Consider the following 21,538-nt stretch of genomic DNA (forward strand, 5'->3'; position numbering starts at 1 on the left):
ACAACCCACTGGGTGAACTGGCGACGCACCCACCAAGCACGCTCACGCTGGTTCCACAAACGCACCAGACTCGCCCGCGACATCGAGAACACCCAGGTCAGCTAACAAATGGCGGCTGCCGTACTAGTTGAGTCAGGACAACGTCACTCGGCCCAGCGACAACAAGCATCCACATCTGGATCTTCGGCTCGGAGACCTTCGGATCCGCGCCGAATGCGGGTGGCGGGCTTCTCGGGTGGACCTTGTCGCGTCGGTCGCCGTGCGCGACGGTGGGTCAGCGTGTGCCGGTGGCGAGCCAGACGTGTTGCCGGGTGAGGAGTCGGGCCGGGGGCGGGGGGACCAGGTCGCACAGGTCGAGCTGTTCGCACTGGAAGGCGTCCGTCTTCCAACCGAAGCCACCGAGCCAGCCGTGCGCATTGGCGATGCCGGTCAGGTAGGGGGATCGGCGGGCGGTGAGGAAGGCCCGGTAGTCGCGGGTCTCCTCGGCCTCGAAGAAGCAGGCGTGAGCGACGTCGAGGGCCACGGATGACCCCGGGGCGGAAAGCTCGCTGATGGTGTCGATGAGCTCATCGCAGCGCTGCGGGGGCAGGTAGTAGAGCCTCGCGCCGCAGATCCCGGCTGCTACGTGCAACATCTGCGCACGCAGGACCGATCAGCGTTTCCGGCGTCGTCTCTGCATGGGCCGCAGGGCGAGTTTCTGCGGCCGACGGGTGGGGAGCAGTTTCGACAGGAGGCCGCCGACCAGCGTTCCGAGCGCGAGCGCACCAGCGGCACTGCCCATCATCAGCACGAAGAACAGCGTCCCGTTCTCGTGGTGCGGATAGTCCGCCACCACGAGCGTGGTGCTGGTCCCGCCACCGCTGCGGCTGGTGCCCTCGTTGCGGAGCTGGACGTCCACGGTCCCGCTGAGCGCGTGCGTCGAGTGGACCCGCTTGGCGACGGTGCCGTCCTCACCCGCCCAGCGCACCTGCGCGTCGCAGACCGAGGTCAACCACAGGTCGAGCGGGTCGGCCGAGCACGATCGGATCTCGGCGGTCCCGACCCGGGCGACGGACAGGGAACTGGCGGTGAGACCGATCCTGGTCTGGAACGCCGAGAACACCCAGATCCCGACGAAGAGGAACAGGACACCGACGGAGCCGGCGACGCCCCAGCGGATGTCACGCATCGGGGTTGAGCGTGTCATTGATGCTCTTCGTGCCCTCCTTGACCACCTTGGTACCCATGTGGTCCAGCGTGCGGCCAAGCCCGGAGTCGGTCGCGCGGTCGACGTGGTCGGTGTACACCTTGAGCTTGCCCGACTTCGGCGCGAGGGAGTCCAACGTCCTGGTGGACTCCCGGATCGCCTTGTTCGCCTCTCGCCCCAGCTCGGTCGACTTGCGGCCGAGCGTCCTGGCCGCGTCAGCCGACCGGTCGCCGAGCACGCGGTACTTGGCGACGAAACCCTGGATCGCCTGCAGGAGCTTGCCGAGCCGCTTCTGCAGCTTCGCGGCGAGTTGGACCGCGTCCGCGACGACGCTCGCGATGAACACGCCGACCGACGCGCCGAGGGTGAACCAGGACGACGCCAGGGCCAGCAGGGCGCGGGTGATCACGTCGCTGACGAAGGTGGCGACCAGGTCGAAGACGATTGCCCGGGTGGTGCCGACCACGACTCCGGCGGTCTTCACCCCGTTGGCCGCGTCCCTGGCCTGATTGGCCATCTGGGCCAGCGCCGCGAGGTAGTCCCCGGCGACACCGCGGTACGCCGTCGCCGCGTCACCGCTCCAGCCGGAGGTCTGCGCCATCGCAGTGGTGTAGTCGGCGTTCATCTGATCCAGCCGGGTGCCGATGTTCTCCCAGGTCTTGGCGATCGCGTCGATCTGGCCGGGATCTCCGGTGAGCACCTCGAGCGGCTCCCGGATGAAGTCGAGGTGCTCCATCAGCCAGCCCACGCCCGCCTTGACCAGCTCGCCGAGCGGGTTGACGACCATCGACAGGGCGTCGATGCCGACCATGACCCCGTCCACGGCGAGTTCCTGCCAGTTGGAGTCGTCGCCGAGGTCCTGGCGCAGGTTCATGACCGACTCCAGACCCCCGGAACCGGCGTACGTCTTGGGCCCCTCGGCATCCGCGACCAGGTCGTTCACCGCGGGTCTCCATAGGTGTCGAAGTGGGTCTGCAGCTGCCGCTCCAAGTCCTCGTAGTCGGTGATGGTGCGGGTGATGCCGTCGGACAACGCGCCCGCGAGGTCGGAAGCGCTCTGCAGGAGGTCGTCCACCTGTCCCTGGAACACCTGCAACGCGGGGATGACCAGGGGAGAGCACAGCAGCCCGTACGCCTGCACGCCGCCGAGACCCACCTGCTGACCGGCAGTGTTGGCCTCCCGGATCCCTTCCGCGACCCCGGCGACCTGTCCCGCGTGCGCCGACAACGCCGCCGGGTCGTCGATCTCGAACCCCGGGCTCACCGTCGCCTGCCGTAGACGCTGCCGAAGCCCTCGTCGTTGTCGTCGCCGGGGCTCGGTGGTTCTTCCTCCGGCGCCACCGGCATGGCCCGACGCACGATGTCCAACGCCTCGGAGTCCCCACCCACCAGGCCGGACATGATCTCCATGGTCCTGGTCGCCACCCGCCGGGCCGCCTGGTTGTACGAACCCGACCGCCAGCACGGCTCCCGCCACTGGTTCCGGAAACGCGTCTGGGTGCCCGCCCCCTTTACCGCCGGAATCACCCACCGAGTCCGCGTCCACTACCTACGCCACGCCCACGCCTCCTGGCTCCTCCAAGGCGGCGCCGACCTCCAAACCGTCCGCGAACGCCTCGGCCACGCCAGCCTCCGCGCCGCCGAACGCTACCTCCACACCATCCCCAACCCCACCGACACAGCACTCGACGCCCTCGCGCACATCCGAACTGCCCCCAACACCATCAGCCAAGGAACGCGATCATCTAGCGTCGCCCTTTCAGGCAAGCTCGGCCAGCGGCAGCGACGCCGCATCACTTCGTACCGACGGCGAAGTACCAGGTGCTAGCCAGGACCTCGGCCTCGACCGGGTTCGCTCAAGCAAGCTGTATCGCCTCTGACCGCGCAACCTGGTCACACAGCGGTCAAACGATCATGCCGATTCCCGCCGCTGACCAGGCGCAACATGGCACACCGGCGGCGAATCAGACGGTCAAACAACGGTCGACGCACGGCCAAAACGCCGAACGGCCCGCCGGTACTAGGTACCGACAGGCCGTTCCACCAGCGTAACCAAACTGTGGGCGATACTGGGGATTGAACCGGTGACCCCTACCGTGTCAAGATGGCCAGCCAACGCGCTGACCTGGGAAGACGCAAGTCCGCCTAGGTCGGCGCATTCGCTTGCAGCGTAGAGGTGCGAGATACACCTCGTTAGTACGGATTCCGATCGCCACAAAATCGCCGCACGATCTTCCTTCGACGTGTCTCCGAGCCAAACCGATTCGACTCCGCTGGGTAGCCACACTGCACTTGGCGGCCAAGTCCGCCAGCCTGCCTGGTGAGGAACGTCAGGACCGGGTCCTACTTCACAGCGCTGCTAGAGATGCCTTCCGCAGCACAGACATCGAGCCGGTGATCCAGTTGTGCGACCCGACCGAACTGGACACCGCGGCCCCTGGGGGCTGCAAGGCGGCTGCTTCCCGAGATGGACGGCGCGGACGTTGTCGTCACTGCCCCCATCCGGGTGGCGATGACCCGCAGCGGGGTGGCCGCGCTGGACGACCCGCGCGTACGCGTGGTCGATGGCATGGATTCCAAGGCCCTAGAGTACGTCACGGTGGTGCTGGTGGAACCGGTGAGTTGATAACCGAGTCGACCACCAGCCGCTGACGCTCTACGTCGCGCTCACCCGCGCCACCCAGCGGCTGACCGTGCTTGATCTCGGGCTCCGGAGTGGCCCGATGGCTGACGCGCTCAGTCGCTGGAGCACCTTTCTAGTTCGGCTCGAACCGCTCCGATTTCGGCGGCCCCTGCCCGCTCGAACAACGCGAGGGCGACCCGCAGTTCGGCGGCACCCCCCTCGGTATCGCCAGCAGCACAGCGCACCGACCCGATCCCCCGAGCTGCCCGGGCCTCGCCGAGGAGATCATTCAGCTCCCGGTACCCAATGCTGGCCGCAGTGAACGCACGCTCGGCCTCGGCTCGTTCGCCTAGGCTGGCGTGCACCCCACCGAGGGTCAGGCGGGCATCCGCCTCACCTAACCGGTCGCCCAACTGCTCGAACGCGACCAGCGCCGTCCGGGCACTCGCCGCCGCTTCGAACGGCCGTCCGAGCGCCAGCCGCAACTCGGCGATTCCGTAGTGCACCCGCGCGGCACCGACCTGGTCGTCGTGCCGGGCATAGTCGTCCAGCAGCCGCTGGTACCCGTCGAGGGCTTCGTCGGGGCGGCCCGCGAGGCGGTAGGCGTCTGCCGTCGAGTGCCGAGCCCGAGCTTCCGCGTGGTCGTTGCCCAGCTCGCGGTAGATCGCCATTGCCGCCGCATAGCTGTCGAGCGCGGCGGCGAAGCCGCCCTGGTTTCGCTCGATGTCACCAATCGAGTGCAGCGTCCGCGCTTCTCGATGCCGGTCACCCAGCCTCCGGTATCCGGAAAGGGCGATGTCGTACGCCCGCAGCGCCTCCTCGTCGGCACGGGTCAGACGGAGGATGTCGGCACGGTAGAACGCCATGTCCGCGACGATGAGGTCCTCACCGCAGCTGGTGCAGACATCCACCACGCTCTCGCATAGCTGCAGCACGTCGCCCCAGTAACCCTTCAAGCGCAGGAAGTAGACCATTGCCCGGGCCAACCGAGCGGCGCGGGCGCCCCGGCCGGTCTCCAGAGCGAGCAGCAGACACGCGTGCAGGGTTGCTCTTTCGGTCTCGAGCCAGTCGACCGCCTCAGCGTGTGTGGTGATCCTCGGAACATCCGCCGGAACGTGCTCAACCGAGAGTTCACGGTTGCCGAGCAGGTCGAGGTACCTGTCCGCCCGACAGGTGACGAACGTGTAGTAGTCGAGCATCCTGTCGACGGCGAGAGCGCGCTCCGGCTCGTCGCTCTCCCTCGTCGCCACCTCCCTGGCATACCCATGGAGCAGATCGTGGGCGAGATAGCGGCCCACCTGCTGCTCTTGGAGCAGGTTCCGGTCGACCAGTTCGTCCAGCCTGGCCGCCACCTCTTCGGCGCGCGCGCCGAAGAGCGCTGCAACCGCGGGTGGACCGAAATCCTGGGTCGCGTGCAACCCAACAGCGTGGAACACCCGGCGCTGCGGTTCGTCGAGATCCCGGTAGGACGATTCGAAGACATTGGCCACGTTGTCGCTTTCCACTCCGAGTTCGGCAAGGCGGTCGGCAGCTCGTTCCAGCCGCTCTGCCAGCATCCCGGCGTCCCACGTCCGCCGCACACCGAGCCGGGCAGCGCACAGCGCGACAGCCAGGGGCAGGTGAGCACACTGCCGAACGATCCTGCGGACGTCGGCAGCGGCGGCCCGCAGACGATCGGCTCCGACGATGGCCTCGAACATCGCCAGCGAGGTCGACTCATCGAGCACCGGCAGCGGCACGGTGACCGCGTCGGGCACACCGAACAGCCGCCGCCTGCTGGTGATCAGCGTGAAGCACGAGGCGGTACCTGGCAGCAGCGGTAACACCTGTCGGTCGTCGGCGGCATTGTCGAGCACGAGCAGGACTCGCCGGTCCGCGACCCGGGCCCGCCACAGCGCGGCACGCGCGTCCAGCGGGGCCGGGATCTCGGTCGCCGGGGTACCGACAGCGTGGAGCAGCGTCTCCAGGGCGGACGCCGGATGGATCACAGCCCGGTCCGCAGAGTGTGCGTGGAGATTGACGTACAACGTGGAATCTGGGTACGACTTACGCATTGCATGGGCGACCCGCACGGCGAGCGCCGTTTTGCCCACCCCGGCCATACCCTCGATGACCACGACATTGGCCGCGTCGCCGTTCCGAGCCTGGGCGGCTATCCCGGTCAGCCGGGCCAGTTCCGGCTCTCGGCCGACGAACGTTCGCACGTCTCTAGGCAGGGTATTCGTCGCCACGGCGGGAACCACCAACTCAACAGGTCCGACACCATGGAAGTGGTTGTGCTGGATGCCCTGCCCCAAGACGGCCATCGTAGCGTCGCCGGAGGCGATGACCGACTGGACGACCTCAGGCCCGTCAGCGGGGTGAGTCGGCATCGCCCGGTCCGCCGAAGGAGATCGTTTGCGACCCCTGGCCCTGGACCACCTGGCGAGCGTTGCCCGTGGCGGACGCGTGCTGGTGCACGGTCACGTCTGGGCGCGCCGAAAGCATGGCGGTGACCTGGGCCGCCCACTCTCCTAGCGGGGTGGCCACTGCGGGCCGGGCAACCAGTTCGGAGACGAGTTCGGCCTCCCACACCCGCTGCTGTGCGTCGACGACCTCATCACGACGTGGTCCGTCGACCGCGACGATTTCGGCCCGCGCCTTGTCCAATCTGGTCTCGATCACGGTGGTCTGTTCGACATCACGACCGAACAGCCGGACAAAACGGTCTCGGACCACTTCCCAGGCGTCGGTCGCCATGGCGCTCACCACCGCTGACGCCCCAGCCGCTGCGAGCTCCACCAGTGCGGACTCCAACACACCCTCACCCCGTTCCCACTCAGAGGCCCCCGAGTATTCAATACTCGGGCCTATTTGTGGATGCCGAGAACACCCGATGTCGAATTGCCGCTGTCGTTGGCAACGCAGCGAATGAGGACATCAGTGTTCGCCGCAGGCCGCCTCGCGCCGAGTCCACCCTTAAGGTCAGGACTGGGTGCGGGCCCGCTCTGGGAGCGGAGGATCGGACGGCGCCGCCCGGACCTGCGCCGGATCGGGTGGTTGAAAGCCAGATCACAACGCGGACAGGGCCCGCTCCCCGAGGGGAGCGCCCCGGCGAGCAGACTCCCAGGCCTCCACGATCGACATCGACGAGGAAGTCACCGCAAGCGCCCGCTGCGGGCTTGACGCCACCGGCCACGACCACGTCCGGGTGACCACTCGAGACGGCGCGCTCATCGAACGCCTCGGTCTATCCTTGCCACTACAGACTAGGAAGGCGCATCGGAACAGTGCCGTGCCGGCGGGGCGGGGATCAACAACAGCGTCCCCGACGCGGTGGCCGCGACTTCCTGCAGCACCACCACGGCCGCGGTGAGCGCGGCGACGCGCTGGGTCGTCGCCCCGGTGGCCACGATCATGTGCGTCTCCGGCGCGGTGACTCGCCCCATGTCCTGCGTGAGGACGAGCAATCCGCACACGGTGACCGACTGGCCGGGGAGTTGAAGAACGGGGTGCCGCCGCGTGCGTGTCATAGACTTCGTGTACCGATGGCAAGGACACTGGCGCAGTGAGTGTTGTGCCTGATGACGAGTTGGTTCCCGCGGAACATCGTCTCGGCCTGCTTGATCTTTCCCTGGAACTCCTCGAACTCGACGACAAGCCGTTCCAACTCGGCGGACACACGCACTTCTCGTTCAGGTCACCATTGCCGACAGCATCGCAGACGACGAGACCCGGGAAAGGAGATCGCACACCCCAGCACGGGCGAACAGGCTGCCGCTGCGCCTGGGCGCGCACAGAATCGAGTACGCCTAGAACAGTAGCCCTGACGGCCCGCCCCGCTGGGCGAACGCGCACTTGGAGGCAAGTGGGCACTGGCCGCAAACCGGGTTGTTCTTCACGCAGTACAGCTGACTGATCAACCGGATCGCGGCCATCCGGAGGGGCGCGTCGGTCCCGCCGCCGACCAATCGCGCGAGGTCGACCCGGCCGTCGGTGAGGCTGTTGGTCTTGTCCGACCGGGTGTCGAGGACCCGGGCCGCCACTCGGAGCACGGGATCACCGGACAGGAGCACGTCATCCCCGGCCAGCAACCGCAACGTGGCGACCTGCTTGGGCTTGAGGTCGAGCAGGTCGGGGAGATCCTCCGCGTGCCAGCTGATCCGGCGTTCCTCCTGCGCCGTCCGGGCGGCCTTGACCGCCGCGGTCGGCGTGTGGCCCAGGCCCGCCTGCTCGACCAGCCGGACCGCCTTCACCGAGATCCGGCCGCGGGCCGCCACCTCGACGAAGACGGGATTGAGCGTGTAGACCTCCATCGGGCTCGGATCCAGCAGGGTGACCACCGCGGCGGTCGCCGGTCCGATCCTGGGCCCGGGGAAGACGCTCCAGTACGTTCCCTCGCGCTGCTGCAGGGCCCAAGCTGTCAAGCGGCCGCGCAGTGCGCGCCACCGATTGATCCGGCTCTTGGGCCGTTCGGGCAGCGGCACCAAGGCGGTGGCCGCCGCTTCACCGAGCTTCGGCGGAACCGCGTTGCCTATCTGCTGGAACGCGTGGCTACGGGTGCCTGCGAACCGGAACCAGTCGGGGAAGGTCTGGATGCGGGCGGCCTCGCGCACCGTCAGCGTCCGGTTTTCCTTCGGGTGGATGTACCAGTAGCCGTCCTTCGCGATGTGCGCGGTGATCGAGCGGCTGCGCTCGTCCCAGTCCAACCGCTTGTACTTGTCGTCAAAGGTATCGGACTTGTAGCGGCGCAGGTGCTCGGCGATGTCCGCGTAGAGCGTCCGCGAGGTCATCCCCTCGAATATCTCCCGGTCGTCGTCGCGCACCGGACGGGTCATGTGGTCGAACACGACGCCTGCCGGGGCACCCTTGCGCATCTTCGCCGCGAAGTCCGCCAGCGGGTCCGGCTCGCGGTACCCGAGCTGACGGGCGCCGGTGGTGTCCCCCAGCGCAGGAAGGTCTTCGATGGCGTCGCGGACGGTGACCTCGGGGCCGGTCTCCGGCCACGAGAACTCGTCGGAGTCGCGACGCGCCAGGACGATGAGGCGTTTGCGGTGCTGCGGGACGCCGTAGCGCCATGCGTCCACCAAGCGCAACTGGGTCCGGTATCCGGCCGACTCCAGGCTTTCCACGATGTTGCGGACAACGAAGAAGTCGTCACCCAGTGCCATGTCCGGCACGTTCTCCATCAGCACGGCCCTGGGACGCACGCGCAGCACGACGTCCAAGTAGGCCCGCCACATGTCTTTGCGCTCGTCGTGCTCGTCTCGCAGGCCGGCGTTCACCAGGCTGCGGATCTTGCTGCGGCCCGCGCGGCTGAACGGCTGGCACGGTGGCCCGCCCGCGATGAGGTCGATCTCCGCCGCACCAAGCAGCTGCACCAAGCGCTTTCGGCAGGCTGGGTCGCCGAGGTCCATGTTGAGGGCCAAGCCGGGAAAGTTCGCCCGGTGCGTGTTCAGCGCGTGTCCATTGTGGTCGACCGATGCGGCGACGGTCCACCCCGCGTCGGTCATGCCGAGGCTCAAGCCGCCCGCGCCGGAGAACAGATCGACCGCGAGCCGGGCGCCCATGGATACCCGCTCGGCGCACCACTGGGCGAAAGTGTCTTCGGTGCACGCCTGCGGGTGGTCCGCGAGCTTGAGCACATCGCTGCGGAGCAGTTTGACGCCATAGACCGCCACCGGTCCCTCAACTTCCTCGATCTGCTTTCCTACAGGTACGGCGCCGCGCCACCGGAACTCAGGAGGCGGTTCAGGGTTCACCGGGCACCGACGGCCTCGACCAACGTGGCGGGTGGCTGCCACGGTGACCGTTGGACGGCCGACCAACCGTCAGCCTTCTTGCACCACTCCGTGACGTTCGCCGCGCCCGAGCCCTCCACCAACTCACGCCGGACGGCTTGGGCGGCGGCCGGGACCACCTCGGCCAACGGCTCGGGTAGCCGCTGCGCGCGCCACACCAGGTCGTAGTCGAGGACCCCGACCCGTTCAGTGAGCAGCGCCACGGTGTACGCCGTGATCTGGGCGAGGTAGCCGCCCACCAACTGGGCGTGGATGAGGGTGCGGATGTTGTTGTACAGGACGGCTTTGGCCACCATGTGGCGGAAGTACTCCGCGGACGGGGCCTCCCGCTTGTCGAGGTTCTCCTCCTCGGTCCAGCGCAGGAAGCACTTCTGACCCCCCTGGCAGGCCACATCGGGGCGCAGGGCGCTGGCGTACTCGAACTTGGCGGCATCGGTCTTCCCGAACCGCTGGTGCCTGGGGTTCTCGGCGTCGAATTGCTTGCGTTTGGCGGCGGTCGTCAACCGGTTCTTGTCCACTTCGTACTGACCCCGCACGCGCTCGTAATACCAGCGGGTCTGCTCGCCATCCGGTTTGGTGGCCCAAGTCGTGCGCGAGAGCCGTTCCAACCCGACGTGGAACACGCTGTTGCCCTCGAAGTCGGCCGAGGTCACCGCGTTCTGCGAGTTGGCGTACTTGGAGATCAGCGGGATCATTGGGTCCAGCGTGTCGTCCGCGATGAGCGTGATCTTGGCGGGGACGTGCACCGCGTCCAGTGGCACCCCTTTGCGCGCGGCGTGGTGCAGCGAGGCGGTGGTCTGACCACCGTTGACGATCTGCAGTTCGGTGAGGCTCGCCAAGATCGGGCCGTTCGGACCCGGGACCAGGGTCGCCGACTTCGCGGTCGCCGAGACGCCGTTGTTGTAGGCCAGGAATCTCCCCGGCTCTTCCTTGATCGTCTCCGCGATCTTCTTGTTGATCTTGCCTCGTGCCTGCAGGTACGCGCGCACGTTGCGCTGCAGCAATCTGCTGTGGTGTTCCTCGTAGAGGTCCGCTAAGAGCTTCCCGGGGAACACCGCCATGAGGCAGCGGTAACCGTCGGCCTGCTCGGGTGATTCGAGGCAGGGGACGGCGTGGCCCAACTCGTCCAGGTTGATCACGATCTCCTCGGGGGCCATGCTGACTCCCATGAGGCGGTGCAACCGCTCCAGGTCCCAGACCTGCACCGAGGTCGGCAGCCCACCGACCGGGTTCTCCTTCATCTTGCGGATGTTGGTGACGCCGTCGGTGAGCACCAGGATCTTGACCGATTGCAGCCGCGACCAAGCGGTGTGGATGCGCTCGACCATGTCGTAGGCGGGACTGGACGGTTCGAGCAGGGTGTGTTGGCCCTCTCGGCAGAAGTCCACGAACGCCCCGGCGCGGCGCACCATCTGGTCCACGCGGTCCCGCCGCAACACCGAGCCGAACATGCCGTACTCGGCGACCACCAGGTGCAGGATCGACTCGTCGTCGGAGATGTCGTACCCGGCGGTCTCGACGCGGCGCTTGCCCCAGGTCATGTGCAAGTAGCAAGGGTCGAGGTCGTCCAGCGACCCGTCCTCCACCAGGTACTCGGTCACCAGGTTCACGAAGGCGTCCCTGGTCATCAACTCCGGCTGGTCCTCGACGCGGTGCTCCAGTCGCCGCTTGAGGTCGCTGACGAACTCGTGCAGGGGGTGGTCGGTCATGCGCGGGCACCTCCGTGACTGGCCAGGACGGCCTGGGACCGGGCGCGGGCCGAGTGGGCGAGCGCCGCCAAGCGGTTGCGGATCGGTTTCGGGGCGGCGGCGGGCCCACCCGAACCGAGGCACCACGCGGCGCGTTGGTCAGGATCGATGCGGACGTCGACCCTGGCCAGCGCGCCGCCCGCGTCCGCACTCAGCCCGGGGAGCTCGCACCACCCGCCGCGGACCAGGTACTGCTCCCCGCAGCGCACGTAGAGGCCTTGCCTCTCGACCCACGTATCGGGGTGTCCGGTATGCCGCGCATCCCCCGGGCCCAGGAAGGTGGGGTGCGGAAGGATGTGCGGGTTGACAAAGGCTTCGTGCCCATCGGCCGAGATGTGCTCGACACCCATGTCCTGGGCGCGGGTGTTGGCTGAGAGGAACGGGTCGACCGGCCGCACGACGGCGCCGTTCACCGCCGCGATCACCCGTCCGTCATCGAGCAGGGGCCCGAGCATCAGACCCACCTCGTGCGCGAGCCCGTCCACGAACTCGGCCACCGTCAGTGAGAAGGCGGCGGGACGAGCGGTCTCGACCGCGACGGCGACGCGGTCGCCTTCGTGTGGTGACGGCAGGCTTGCCGGTGTGTTCCCGGCACGGGGGTGCAGCGTCCACTCATCGGTTCCCTCGTCGCTGACCAGCGCGAGGCTCGACGTACCGCTCCAAACTTCGATCTTGGTGAACCAGGCCATCGCCGCGGCCAAACCGCCCTCTGTCCAGCCGGGCCCACCTGGGAACGACGGCGACCGGATGAGGTCCAACAACGGGCTGGCCGCGCCGTCGCAGCTGAACGCACACCACACCCGGCCACCCTCTTCGCCTGCCACAGCGGTCATGCTGGCCCCGTTGACGGGTGCGGCGTGGTCCGCGATCAACCGCGCGACCGCGGCGACCGGAGTCGTCTCGGTCGGCCTCCCCAGGGCTACCAGCAACCCACGCCCGGAACGGGCCGGACCGTCACCGCTGGAGAGCCTCGGACGGGGGGCCGGAACGCGGGCTCCGGGCCGGACCCGCCGAGGACGCCGAGCGCCGACGTGGACCACCGAACCGGTGACGAAGTCGCGGAGCCGCACCTTCGCCTTGACCTCGATCTGCCGGATCCGCTCGCGGGTAACCGAGTACCGCAGCCCGATCCGGTCGAGCGTCCACTCCTCGCCGTCGACGAACCCGAACCGCAGCCGCATGATCTCCGACTCGCGGGCGCTGAGCCGGGCGAGCGCCGCGTTCACCGTCGCCACGATCGACCGCCGGTCGATGATGTCGTCGATGGCACGCGCACTCTCGTCGGGCAGCAGTTCTCCCAGGGTGAGGTCCGGGTATTCCCGCACCGGCTCGTCCAGGCTGCGCACACCGGTGAGGAGCTTCAGGCACAGGTCCACCTTGTCCTCGGCCAGGTCCGTCGCCTCGCAGAGCGCGTCCATCGAGTCGGCCTTGCCTTCGCGAACCAGCCTGCCGCGCGCCGAGGCGATCTTGCGGACCATCTCCCAGACGTGGACCGGGATCCGGATCATCAATCCCTCGTCCGGTATGGCCCGGGAGACAGCCTGGTCGATCCACCTCGTGGCGTAGGTGGAGAACTTGTGCCCGCGAGAGGCGTCGAACTTCTCGACCGCGCGGATCAGACCGATGATTCCGTACTGGACGAAGTCCTCGTACTCGAACGAAGAGGAGGACTCCGCGTACTTGGCCACAGTGGACCGGACCAGACGCCAGTTGTGCAGGATCATGGCGTCGAACGCGGCAGCCCGCTCATCGGTGTCGGCCAACGTCGCCCGGTACCCCTTGGGCAGCTCATCGTCCAACGTCACCCCTTCACCACGCATCAGCCCGGCAAGCCCGATTTCCTCGTCGGCGGTCAACACGCGGCTGCGATGCCGGAGCGATGCGCGGTCGGCCCGCAACACAGCGCGAGCACGTTCACGCGGTTCGAGATCGGGGAAAGCTGCCTGCCGTGGCCGGTCCGCGGGAGTCACCGCGGGCATTCGCTCACCGGTGTAGGGCTCGACGTGATCCAAGGGGAGGCAGGACAACGCCGGAGGTTCCCCAACTCCGTGGTAGAGCAGAAGAAGTTCAGCACGTGCTGTCGCGCTGACGACTGGAAGCCAGGTCAGCAAGGAAGACTCGGAGTAGTAGTGCAGGCTCGGGAGGAAAACGCGGTCGAACTTCGTGCCGACACTGCTACTCCAGGTGAGGACCGTGACGCCGGTGTTCGACGACCAGTTCACGCGCTTGCCGTTGTACCGTTCGTAGGACTGGACCGGCAGGTCGAACATGTGCCGCAACGAGGCGGTGAACCGCTCGACCAAGTCGGTGGTGAGGACGAGCACTCCGATTGATTCCCGTGGGTACGCCGTGGCGTACTGCGCGATGAGCTGCACCTCCGCGTCGTGGTCCTCGAATCGAACCAGCCGTGGGCGCGGTCCCGGGCGCGCGGGTTCGCTGCCCCGCAGGCTCGGCGGACAGGTCTCAAACCCGCTCACGAAGCGGTGTATGGGCGCGGTCGTGTCCGGGTGGCCCGCGAGAGCGGACGGGACGACACCCAGCGTCCTGGCGATCTCGGTCAGGGTCGACTGGTCGTCACTGACCGGAGCGACTGGGTCGACGAACACCGTGGCGGGGATGCCGAGCAGGGGCAGGGCTGCGTAGAAGTCAGTCTCCAGCTCTTGGCCTTCGAGGATGACCAGGCGGGTGGGGTACGCCCGCTTCGCCGTCCGGCGCCGCAGCCGATCCAGAAAGTCGGACAGTTCGAGGTCGTACCGCTCGTAGCCGTCGGGATCAGCGCAGTGGATTTCGTTCCACAAGGCCGTGACGTACTTGTTGTACGTCCTCGCTTGCCCGGTTCCGCCGCCGATGGCGACCTCGACGCGATCGTGGAGCACCCATCGGCGGGTCAGTATCAACCCCTGGCCGTGTTGGCGTAGTTTTCCCACCCCGAGCGCGACCTGGTCAGCGCCGATGGCAGTGGGTACAACCTGGTGACCGCGATCGCGTGCACCCGCCGCGGTCACCAGATCCCACCGCTGGGCAGGGGCCCGAGAAGTCCGGCCAGCGGTGCGAAGAACCCGTAGTCCTCGTCCACCAGCAGCGACCGGTCGAGCAAGCGGTTCGCCGATTGGTCGCAACTGGTCTCCGGGACGAGCGCGCAAGCGTGGCACGCCGCCAACGAGAGCCCATCCGGTCCTTGGCCCTTCGACTCACCGCACACCGGATCGAACGAACACCACTGAGCGGCCGAAACGGCGTTGGAGAGCAACCGCCACAGGCGCTCGGGCTGTCCCATGCGGACCAATCCGCCGAGTGTCCCCTCGGAATCCCCGGCCGCGGTGTAGATCAAGATTCCGGCCATCGCGGGTGCGCGGGTTTTCGGGGTCACGTAGAGGCGTTCACGCAGTGACGAGGTCGAGTACCCCGCCTCGAACGCGGTCTGCCGGAGGAGCAGGTGCGCGAAGGTGTGCATCAAGATGAACCTGGGCGTGGGCTCCGGGTACCGCTTCCTGGCGAAGTCATCCATCCGCTTGGCGATCAACGCCACCTGTGCTCTGACTCGAGGACGTGTCTCCCACTCCGCGATCGCCTCCTCGGCGAACCTCAGGAAGTACCCCTCGCCGTACACCTCCGCGGCCGGCAGGAAGTGTGTGGGGTCACCGATGTTCGCTGGGACCGCCGATTCCATCTTGTACCGCTTGAACTCCGTGAGGACCCGGACTTCCCTAAGCCTCTCGACCAAGACGATGTCGGCGAGCACCCTGGCGAGTTCGGCTTCCGCGCCACCAATCGGTGTGGCACCCGACGGATGTACGGCGCGGCGGGCGATGAAGCGATCACGAGGATCGTGCTGGCCGTGCGGGTGGCGCAGCGCCACCCATTCGTCCGGCCGGATGTCGTCCACGGTACCGACCCGTGATCCACCGCGCCGGACGTCGACCTCGGCCATGATCTCCTCGGCCGTGAACTGCGTCTGGTGGACCAAGTGGTCGAGAGCGACCTGCCGGATGGCCGGTATCAGCGACGCTCTGTCGACGAGGAGCTTGAATTCCTGGAAACCGGTCAGGGTGGCCATCGCCGGGTCGATCTCGCGCCAGTCGGAGTCCGGCGGAATGTCGATCGCGCTGTGGATCGTCGGGAAGTAGATGTTGGACGCACCGCGCTGCAACGACACCAACGGCTTGGAGCAGGTCACCGCGTCGACCTGGGATTGCCAGGGTTGGGTGCCGGGGCAGCGCTGGGGAATTCCGCCGAAGTTGGTGATCCCGAGCAGGGACCTGAACGCCTTGCACTTGCGACATTGGACAACCAGCGACGCGAGACCGCCACCCGCGTCGGCGCGGTTGTTGAAGAGCAGGTCCCGACTGGCGCACTGGTTCTGGTCACGGCTCTTGCGGGAAGCCGAGTGCGCCCACCGCCGCCAGTCGACATCGGTCAGGTGCCCGTCGGCGCACGCGGCCACGAACCGCATCGGGATGAGGACTCGGCGGCCGGGGCACGTCGTGCAGGTCGGCGGCTGCCCTCTTTGCTCTCGCCCCTTGGTCCACTGAACCATCGCCCGACACCGGAAGCAGAACAACGTCCGCGGGAACCGGAGGTAGGGAAGAGCACCCCCTGGCAGCGCGGTCTTGAGCTTGTCGACGCCGAGGTAGCGGGCCAACCGCGGAAAGTCGATCTCTGCTAGCTTGTTGCGCCATTGGCCAGCGTCCTCGGCGACGAACGACTCGCCGAGCAGGTCCACGATGGCACCCGGTCCGAACGGTCCGACGACCTGGGAACGGCGGAGCTTGCGCACGCTCATTTCGACGCTCCCCGGACGTAGACCTCGACCTCGGCGTCCACGTTGCGCATCGAGTCCAAGGTCGGCCACGTGCCGTAGGAGTGGGAGAACCGGCGAAGCAGCTTGGGTCTGGCTTTGCCGGAGGCCCTGTACACCAGTCCACCGGCGGTCTGCGCCTGCTCGACCGCCGCGTCCCACTCCCCGAGGAGCCGGTGGAGGTCTCGCTCGACCTCATCGGACTCCGCCGGGTCCGCGGCCCGCGCCCGGGCGAGGAACTGCTCCACCAAGACCCGCAGGGCGGGGTCCGCCGAGTCGAACCGATCGGCGTCGGTGTCGGCGCCCAATCCCAGCCCGTGCCGCACCAAGACGACCAAGTCGGCATGGAGGGCACGACCCCGGGCGGCCACCGAGAACGGGGTGACCGACGTCGGTTCGACCGCACGGTAGAGCGCCGAGTGGTAAGGCACGAAGGACTCGTAGTGCGACCGGTCTCGTGGCTTCGACGGCGAGTACAAGACCACCACCAACCCCGGGCGGTTCCGGTCACGGCCGACCCGACTCGTGGCCTGGATGTACTCGGCGGTCGTCTTCGGCTGACCGACCACGGTCATCGTCCCCAGCCGGGGCACGTCGACTCCGACGGAGATCATGTTGGTACTGGCCAAGAAGGCGATCCCCTCGGCCGCGGGCTTCTTCAACCGGTCGAGCAACCGCGGGATGCGCACTGAGTCGACGTTGCTGGTCAACTCGATCACGTTGTCGTCGTCGATCTCGCGCAGATCGTCCTGTGCGGCGGCGATGATCTTGATGCGGGACGGGATGTCGTCCAGTGCGAGGGTCATCGTCTTTCCCAGCTCACGCAGGCTGTTGTGGTAGACGACCAGCGTCGAGTAGGCGTCCTCGACCTGCTCGGACCCGAACCCGATCTCGCGCACCGCTTGCAGCTGGGCAGCGGTGACGTGCACCAGCCCGGTCACCGGCGTGTGGCCCTGCGGCATGACACCCGCGTAGGCGCGTCCCGGGCTCTTGGTGTCCGTCTTGACGAAGTGCGAACTCGCCGCGTCCACCCCGGCAGGCGGGAACAAGGCGACCTCACGGCCGAACACGCCCCTGGTCTGATCGTCGGCGTTGCGGATCGTCGCCGTCGCGGCCACGATCTTCGGCCGGGCACCGCTGTGCCTCATGAGTACGTCGAAAGCGGCCTCGTAGAGGGCGACCACGGTGCCGAGCGGGCCGGAGATCAGGTGGAACTCGTCCTGGATGATCAGGGACGGACCGGGATCGGCTCCCGCCCCGAAGAACACCCCGGTAGCAGGCTCCCAAGCGGCACGGGCGAACTTGTCGACGGTGCCGACGACCATCGTCGGCGGGTTGTCGTAGAGGTCCTGGTCAACCGATGAGATCGGCAACCCACCGGAGAACGGGCAGGCGTCGTTCACGCAGCGCACCCGGAAGGAGTTGTTGGTCGCGCTGACGCCCCACACCTGCTCGTCGTCGAGGTCGCGCGGCGCCACCCGGGTGCCGCACCACGGGCAGCTCTCGATCTGGAAACCCTGCTCGGCGGTCACTCCCGCTCGGAGTTGCTCCAAGAGCCGAACCGCCTCCGCGTAGGTGTTCGGCGTGTTCGAGCCGCCCACCCAGATCCCGATGGAGATCGGCCTGCTGCCGAGGGCGTCGGGACGGCGCCTGCGCAGCAGCTCGCACGCGGCGATCAGCGTCGCGGCACGCTGGAACTGCTGGGTGGTGAGCAGGCGGAGGGTGTAGCGCGTGATCACCGTGGTACCCGCGCCCTCGTCGCCGAGGACCAGCCTGCGGTGGAAGATCGTGAACGCGGCGAGCCCCAGGTACGCCTCGGTCTTGCCGCCACCGGTCGGGAACCAGATGAGGTCCACCAAGTCGCGATCAGGTCCCTCGTGGACGACTCCGTCGATGTTGAGCAACAAGAAGCCGAGTTGGAACGGCCGCCATCGGGGATCGGTGGCGGAGTAGTCCGGTTCGAGGTCGACCGGCGCCTGCGCGACGGGATGCGTCGTACCACCCAGCTCGGGCGCGCTGTGCGCCATCTGCATGACCATGGCCCTGTTGGCCAGCGCGAAGGCTTCGAGCACTCTCGGGTTCGCGGGGTCACGCAAGATCTCGATGCCCCGCGACATGCGTGTGTGAGCGCGCTCGGCCCGCTCCAGCAACCGATCCGCGGCGGCGACCAAGTGCGCGGGGAGAGAGCCCCCGATCGACGCCCGAGCAGCCTCGATCCACTCCGCGTAGCCGGTGACGAAGGCCGACAGCTCGGTGAACAAGGGCTCGGGAGATCTGTCGATCTCCATCAACCGGGTCAGCCTGCAGATCTCCTCGGCCTGCTCGACCCGGAAGTCAACATCTCGGACGACGTGCACCGGGAGGAAGGTCGTACCGACCCACAGCAGGTCGGCCCGCTCCGCCCAGGTGGCCGCGCACCCATGGCCGATCGCGTACACGTGGACATCGCGGTACTGCAACTCCAGTTCAGCGGCCTCGGTGTCGCCCGAGGTGTGCGGCTTGGACGGGTACCTGGTGATGGAGCCGGTCGTGGGGCGGCAGTGGAGGTCGACCTGGTAGAGGCACTGCCGCGGATCAACTCGCTCTTTGCGGTCCTGCGACCGGTTGTTGACCAGTACCGCGGTGATCACCGCGCCCGGGTGGTGGCGGCGCCAACGTACGTGGACCGTCGCGTGACCGTCGAGGATGTCGTGCTTGGCCACCGTTGGACCATCTTGCGGCGGGTGCAGCCGAACGGCGTCATCGCCGGTGAGCGCTGTACCTGTCCGAACCCACTGGGACTCGTGGCCGTCGTCGGAGCCCAGGTAGCGACCGACCTGGACCTCAACGACGACCGGGGACCACTGGCTGGTGACGAAGCTGATGCCGACCGAACTCGGCCGGTCCTGCCCGGACATGGTTACCGGGTCGTCCGCCTCGTCGTCGACCGGAGCACCCACGTCGTCGGTGAGCGGCTCCCCGTCCTCCGGCATCTCGGCCCCGTAGTCGGCTGCCTTGAACTGCGGGTAGAGCACCCCGGACAAGTAGCGCTCGTTGGGGCGGTCGTCCACCACTTCCACCGGTCCCTCCGCAGGACCGATCAGATGGCGGTGCAGATAGGACAGCAGGGCGTCGCGATCCGACGAACCCGTGTCGAAGGTGGTCATGCGACCGCTCCTCCGTCCTGCGGGCAGACCACCCAGAGGGCCGCGCGCGCCCTCGTCATGCCGACGTAGAGCGCCGACCGGATCGCTTCGCAGTCACCGTCAGGAAGCGACTCGACCACGACGAAGGGGCTTTCCAACCCCTTGAACTCGGCGATCCGGGCGAACCCGACCCGCCCGCCGGTCGGCTTGCGCATCCGGGCCAGGTCGAGGATGTCGACCCGGTCGCGCCACGGACTCGGCAGCTCGGCGAACACCGAGGCGCCGAAGGGGCGTGGCGACAGCAGCACCACCTGGTTCAACGGGACCTGGTCGGCTTCGAGCTTGTCGAGCAGATCTGCCACGGTACGGCCGAGGTCGGCACGGGTCTGCTCGAAAACCACCACCTCTTGACCGTGACCGGCGGTGGTGACGCCGAGATCAGCACCGGTGCGCTCCCGAGTGGCGGTCACGATCTCGACCGTGTTCCGACAGTTGTCCTTCAGCTTGAACCGGGCAGGCCGGTGCTCGGCGAGCCGGGTCATGGCCGCGTCCTCGTAGCTGCCCACCAGCCCACGCTGGTTGTTGGAGTCGAGGAGCAGGACCCAACGTCCCTCCGCGAGTCCGCCGGACAACACACGCTCGACCACATCCAGGTCAGCCCCGTTGACCACATCCTGCGCTTCGTCGACCACCACAGCGTCAAAGGTGGCCACCGCTTCGCTCGTGACACGGTCGAAGGGCAACACGGTGACCCCGTCCAGCCCGGGTTGCGCGGCGATGAACGCGGCGAGCACCCCACTGCGGCAGGTGAGCAGTACACGGTCACCAGACTCCGCCAAGCGTCTGCACATCTCGGCGGCGAGCATGGTCTTACCAGTTCCAGCGCCACCTTCGAACAGGATTCGCGAATTGGTCTCCACCAAATCGAGGGCCCGGTACTGCTGCTCGGTCAGTGTTGCCAGCTCGGTATCGACCTCGCTGCTCAACTGGCCCAACGTTCGCACCTGTTCGTAGTCCGGGCGCAAGTAGTCGAGGTATCGCGAGACGTCTGCGCCGGAAAGCGTCGACCGGTTCCCGGGCTTCCCTTCCCACACGCTGCCAACCCCGTCCAGCCACTTCGCCCAGCCCAGTTGGACCATACCCGGCTGATCCAGCACAGTCTCGGCCTCCCACTCGACCGAGGCCACATCGAAAGCGCAGTCCGGGAACACGAGTCCTTGGCCGAAGACAGTGCGCCTGACCAATTCTTTGTCTAACTCGGCGCGCAACCTGCCCTCAAGTGCGAACATAGCCGAGTGCAGTTGGTCGACCGGACTCTCCTTCAGCCGGTGTCGCCTGCCGTGCAGATCGCGACTGTGCCACACACGTTCCCGCAGCGAGACTTCACCACCCTTGACCTCCAACCCCAGCAGACCCCGCGGGCCTACAAGTAGGAAGTCGATCTCGCATACCCGTTTGCGAACATGCACCGGCAGGCGCATGCTGTGCAGAGCGACATCCCAGCCTGCCACCTCGACATCGCTCAATTGCCGGTAAACGAGTTGCTCAGCGGGACTAGAAGTGCGCGGCACTCCATTCGGGATCATTCGCATACGTAGGCCGGTCCGGTTCATGGCGTGGTCAATGGACTAAACACGGGCGTCAACTATCCAGACAGCGTACCTACGAGTGTTCCCAATTGCCGCCCTCGCAACCCCCACTAGAACATACACGCCATCAGTCGGTGCATCGCCACTACCTGGTGTCGAGTTACAGCCAATCGCGAGCCAAGCCCCTGAACTGGGAAAACAGAAATGAGACTAGGCCATTCGGATTACCTGCGTGGCGGATCCTTTACCCCAACGGGCTGACAACCCGGCAGCCAGGGAGCGACCGGAGGGGTCAGGCCCCTGGTCGCACTCATCTGACCCTCAAGGACTGCGCGTCGTGTCCGAAATCACGCGGCATCAACTTGACCTGCCGCCGTTCGGTTCTCGGTGGCTCGATGAGTCGACCTTCGGAACTTGATCACCCTTGACTGTCCTTTGAGGACGTTGTCCGGTGTGCTGCGCCGGCGCGACGTCGTTCTCGCTAGTCGGTTTCTCGCTAACCATCGCTGTGATCCGGGGGGCAGGTTCAGACGGTCGTAGCATGTGATCTTGGTGTTCGGTGGGGAAGGATTCCCTGTCGTGCGCAGGATGTTGACGTTGGCTGATCGGGAGGAGATCTCCCGGGGCCTGGTGGAGTTGTTGGAGTTCAGGGACATCGCCGCCCGGATCGGTCGGGGTGCCTCTGTGGTG

General features: G+C 67.3%; 17 protein-coding genes. 3 read left to right on the top strand and 14 right to left on the bottom strand.

All coding sequences use genetic code 11. The features are described 5' to 3' along the window. Positions 1-274: 274 nt before the first annotated feature. The 5 genes from QSK30_RS35470 to QSK30_RS35490 are packed head-to-tail and all read right to left on the bottom strand — an operon-like array spanning position 275 to position 2,712. A complete protein-coding gene (locus QSK30_RS35470; RefSeq protein ID WP_285509801.1) occupies positions 275-634 on the bottom strand; it encodes a class I SAM-dependent methyltransferase in 360 nt (119 codons plus the stop codon). Positions 635-652: 18 nt separating this feature from the next. Beyond that, positions 653-1,168 (bottom strand): hypothetical protein, encoded by a 516-nt coding sequence (locus QSK30_RS35475; RefSeq protein WP_285509802.1) that lies wholly within the window; start codon positions 1,166-1,168, stop codon positions 653-655. Continuing rightward, positions 1,161-2,129, bottom strand: a complete 969-nt coding sequence (locus QSK30_RS35480; protein WP_285509803.1) for a WXG100 family type VII secretion target — start codon at positions 2,127-2,129, stop codon at positions 1,161-1,163. Before QSK30_RS35480 ends, QSK30_RS35475 begins: the two co-directional genes overlap by 8 nt. Then, positions 2,126-2,449 carry an ESX-1 secretion-associated protein gene (locus tag QSK30_RS35485; protein ID WP_285509804.1) on the bottom strand — a complete coding sequence of 108 codons (324 nt, stop codon included), beginning with the start codon at positions 2,447-2,449 and terminating at the stop codon, positions 2,126-2,128. The genes QSK30_RS35480 and QSK30_RS35485 overlap by 4 nt, the downstream gene beginning before the upstream one ends. Then, positions 2,446-2,712 (bottom strand): hypothetical protein, encoded by a 267-nt coding sequence (locus QSK30_RS35490; protein ID WP_285509816.1) that lies wholly within the window; start codon positions 2,710-2,712, stop codon positions 2,446-2,448. Before QSK30_RS35490 ends, QSK30_RS35485 begins: the two co-directional genes overlap by 4 nt. Between QSK30_RS35490 and QSK30_RS35495 the strand changes: the two genes are divergently transcribed. Then, positions 2,594-3,013: a tyrosine-type recombinase/integrase gene (locus QSK30_RS35495; protein ID WP_285509814.1), complete on the top strand. Its 420-nt coding sequence runs from the start codon at positions 2,594-2,596 to the stop codon at positions 3,011-3,013. The two genes, QSK30_RS35490 and QSK30_RS35495, sit on opposite strands and share 119 nt — an antisense overlap. Before the next feature lie 639 nt (positions 3,014-3,652). Then, a complete protein-coding gene (locus QSK30_RS35500) occupies positions 3,653-3,811 on the top strand; it encodes a hypothetical protein (RefSeq protein ID WP_285509805.1) in 159 nt (52 codons plus the stop codon). Between the two features lie 110 nt (positions 3,812-3,921). Here QSK30_RS35500 and QSK30_RS35505 read toward each other — a convergent pair whose 3' ends face one another. From QSK30_RS35505 to QSK30_RS35545, 9 genes are all read right to left on the bottom strand, one after another. After that, positions 3,922-6,105, bottom strand: coding sequence for an ATP-binding protein (locus QSK30_RS35505; protein ID WP_285509806.1), 2,184 nt, complete (start codon positions 6,103-6,105; stop codon positions 3,922-3,924). A gap of 55 nt (positions 6,106-6,160) precedes the next feature. Further along, positions 6,161-6,547 (bottom strand): hypothetical protein, encoded by a 387-nt coding sequence (locus tag QSK30_RS35510; RefSeq protein ID WP_285509807.1) that lies wholly within the window; start codon positions 6,545-6,547, stop codon positions 6,161-6,163. 509 nt (positions 6,548-7,056) lie between these two features. Beyond that, positions 7,057-7,320, bottom strand: coding sequence for a hypothetical protein (locus tag QSK30_RS35515; protein ID WP_285509808.1), 264 nt, complete (start codon positions 7,318-7,320; stop codon positions 7,057-7,059). Between the two features lie 279 nt (positions 7,321-7,599). Next, a complete protein-coding gene (locus QSK30_RS35520) occupies positions 7,600-9,468 on the bottom strand; it encodes a DNA cytosine methyltransferase (protein WP_285509809.1) in 1,869 nt (622 codons plus the stop codon). 77 nt (positions 9,469-9,545) lie between these two features. Beyond that, positions 9,546-11,297, bottom strand: coding sequence for an AIPR family protein (locus QSK30_RS35525; RefSeq protein WP_285509810.1), 1,752 nt, complete (start codon positions 11,295-11,297; stop codon positions 9,546-9,548). Then, on the bottom strand, positions 11,294-14,212 hold the full coding sequence (locus tag QSK30_RS35530; RefSeq protein WP_285509811.1) for a sigma-70 family RNA polymerase sigma factor: 2,919 nt from the start codon (positions 14,210-14,212) through the stop codon (positions 11,294-11,296). The genes QSK30_RS35525 and QSK30_RS35530 overlap by 4 nt, the downstream gene beginning before the upstream one ends. A gap of 125 nt (positions 14,213-14,337) precedes the next feature. Further along, on the bottom strand, positions 14,338-16,119 hold the full coding sequence (drmB, locus tag QSK30_RS35535; protein ID WP_285509812.1) for an MrfA Zn-binding domain-containing protein: 1,782 nt from the start codon (positions 16,117-16,119) through the stop codon (positions 14,338-14,340). After that, positions 16,116-19,280, bottom strand: a complete 3,165-nt coding sequence (locus tag QSK30_RS35540) for a helicase-related protein (protein ID WP_285509813.1) — start codon at positions 19,278-19,280, stop codon at positions 16,116-16,118. Before QSK30_RS35540 ends, drmB begins: the two co-directional genes overlap by 4 nt. Next, on the bottom strand, positions 19,277-20,872 hold the full coding sequence (locus tag QSK30_RS35545; protein WP_352231677.1) for a nuclease-related domain-containing DEAD/DEAH box helicase: 1,596 nt from the start codon (positions 20,870-20,872) through the stop codon (positions 19,277-19,279). The genes QSK30_RS35540 and QSK30_RS35545 overlap by 4 nt, the downstream gene beginning before the upstream one ends. A gap of 564 nt (positions 20,873-21,436) precedes the next feature. Here QSK30_RS35545 and QSK30_RS37065 point away from each other — a divergent pair. Beyond that, positions 21,437-21,538: helix-turn-helix domain-containing protein (locus tag QSK30_RS37065; RefSeq protein ID WP_352231640.1), on the top strand; the 102-nt coding region annotated here is incomplete at its 3' end.

The sequence above is a fragment of the Actinokineospora sp. NBRC 105648 genome (assembly GCF_030269645.1).
In the GTDB taxonomy this organism is placed as follows: domain Bacteria; phylum Actinomycetota; class Actinomycetes; order Mycobacteriales; family Pseudonocardiaceae; genus Actinokineospora.

Excerpts from the sequence above, each read along its gene's own strand:
- drmB (WP_285509812.1), bottom strand. The coding sequence starts at position 16,119 with ATGAGCGTGCGCAAGCTCCGCCGTTCCCAGGTCGTCGGACCGTTCGGA.
- QSK30_RS35515 (WP_285509808.1), bottom strand. The coding sequence starts at position 7,320 with ATGACACGCACGCGGCGGCACCCCGTTCTTCAACTCCCCGGCCAGTCG.
- QSK30_RS35525 (WP_285509810.1), bottom strand. The coding sequence starts at position 11,297 with ATGACCGACCACCCCCTGCACGAGTTCGTCAGCGACCTCAAGCGGCGA.
- QSK30_RS35545 (WP_352231677.1), bottom strand. The coding sequence starts at position 20,872 with ATGAACCGGACCGGCCTACGTATGCGAATGATCCCGAATGGAGTGCCG.
- QSK30_RS35500 (WP_285509805.1), top strand. The coding sequence starts at position 3,653 with ATGGACGGCGCGGACGTTGTCGTCACTGCCCCCATCCGGGTGGCGATG.
- QSK30_RS35475 (WP_285509802.1), bottom strand. The coding sequence starts at position 1,168 with ATGCGTGACATCCGCTGGGGCGTCGCCGGCTCCGTCGGTGTCCTGTTC.
- QSK30_RS35510 (WP_285509807.1), bottom strand. The coding sequence starts at position 6,547 with ATGGCGACCGACGCCTGGGAAGTGGTCCGAGACCGTTTTGTCCGGCTG.
- QSK30_RS35470 (WP_285509801.1), bottom strand. The coding sequence starts at position 634 with ATGTTGCACGTAGCAGCCGGGATCTGCGGCGCGAGGCTCTACTACCTG.
- QSK30_RS35540 (WP_285509813.1), bottom strand. The coding sequence starts at position 19,280 with ATGACCACCTTCGACACGGGTTCGTCGGATCGCGACGCCCTGCTGTCC.
- QSK30_RS35495 (WP_285509814.1), top strand. The coding sequence starts at position 2,594 with ATGGTCCTGGTCGCCACCCGCCGGGCCGCCTGGTTGTACGAACCCGAC.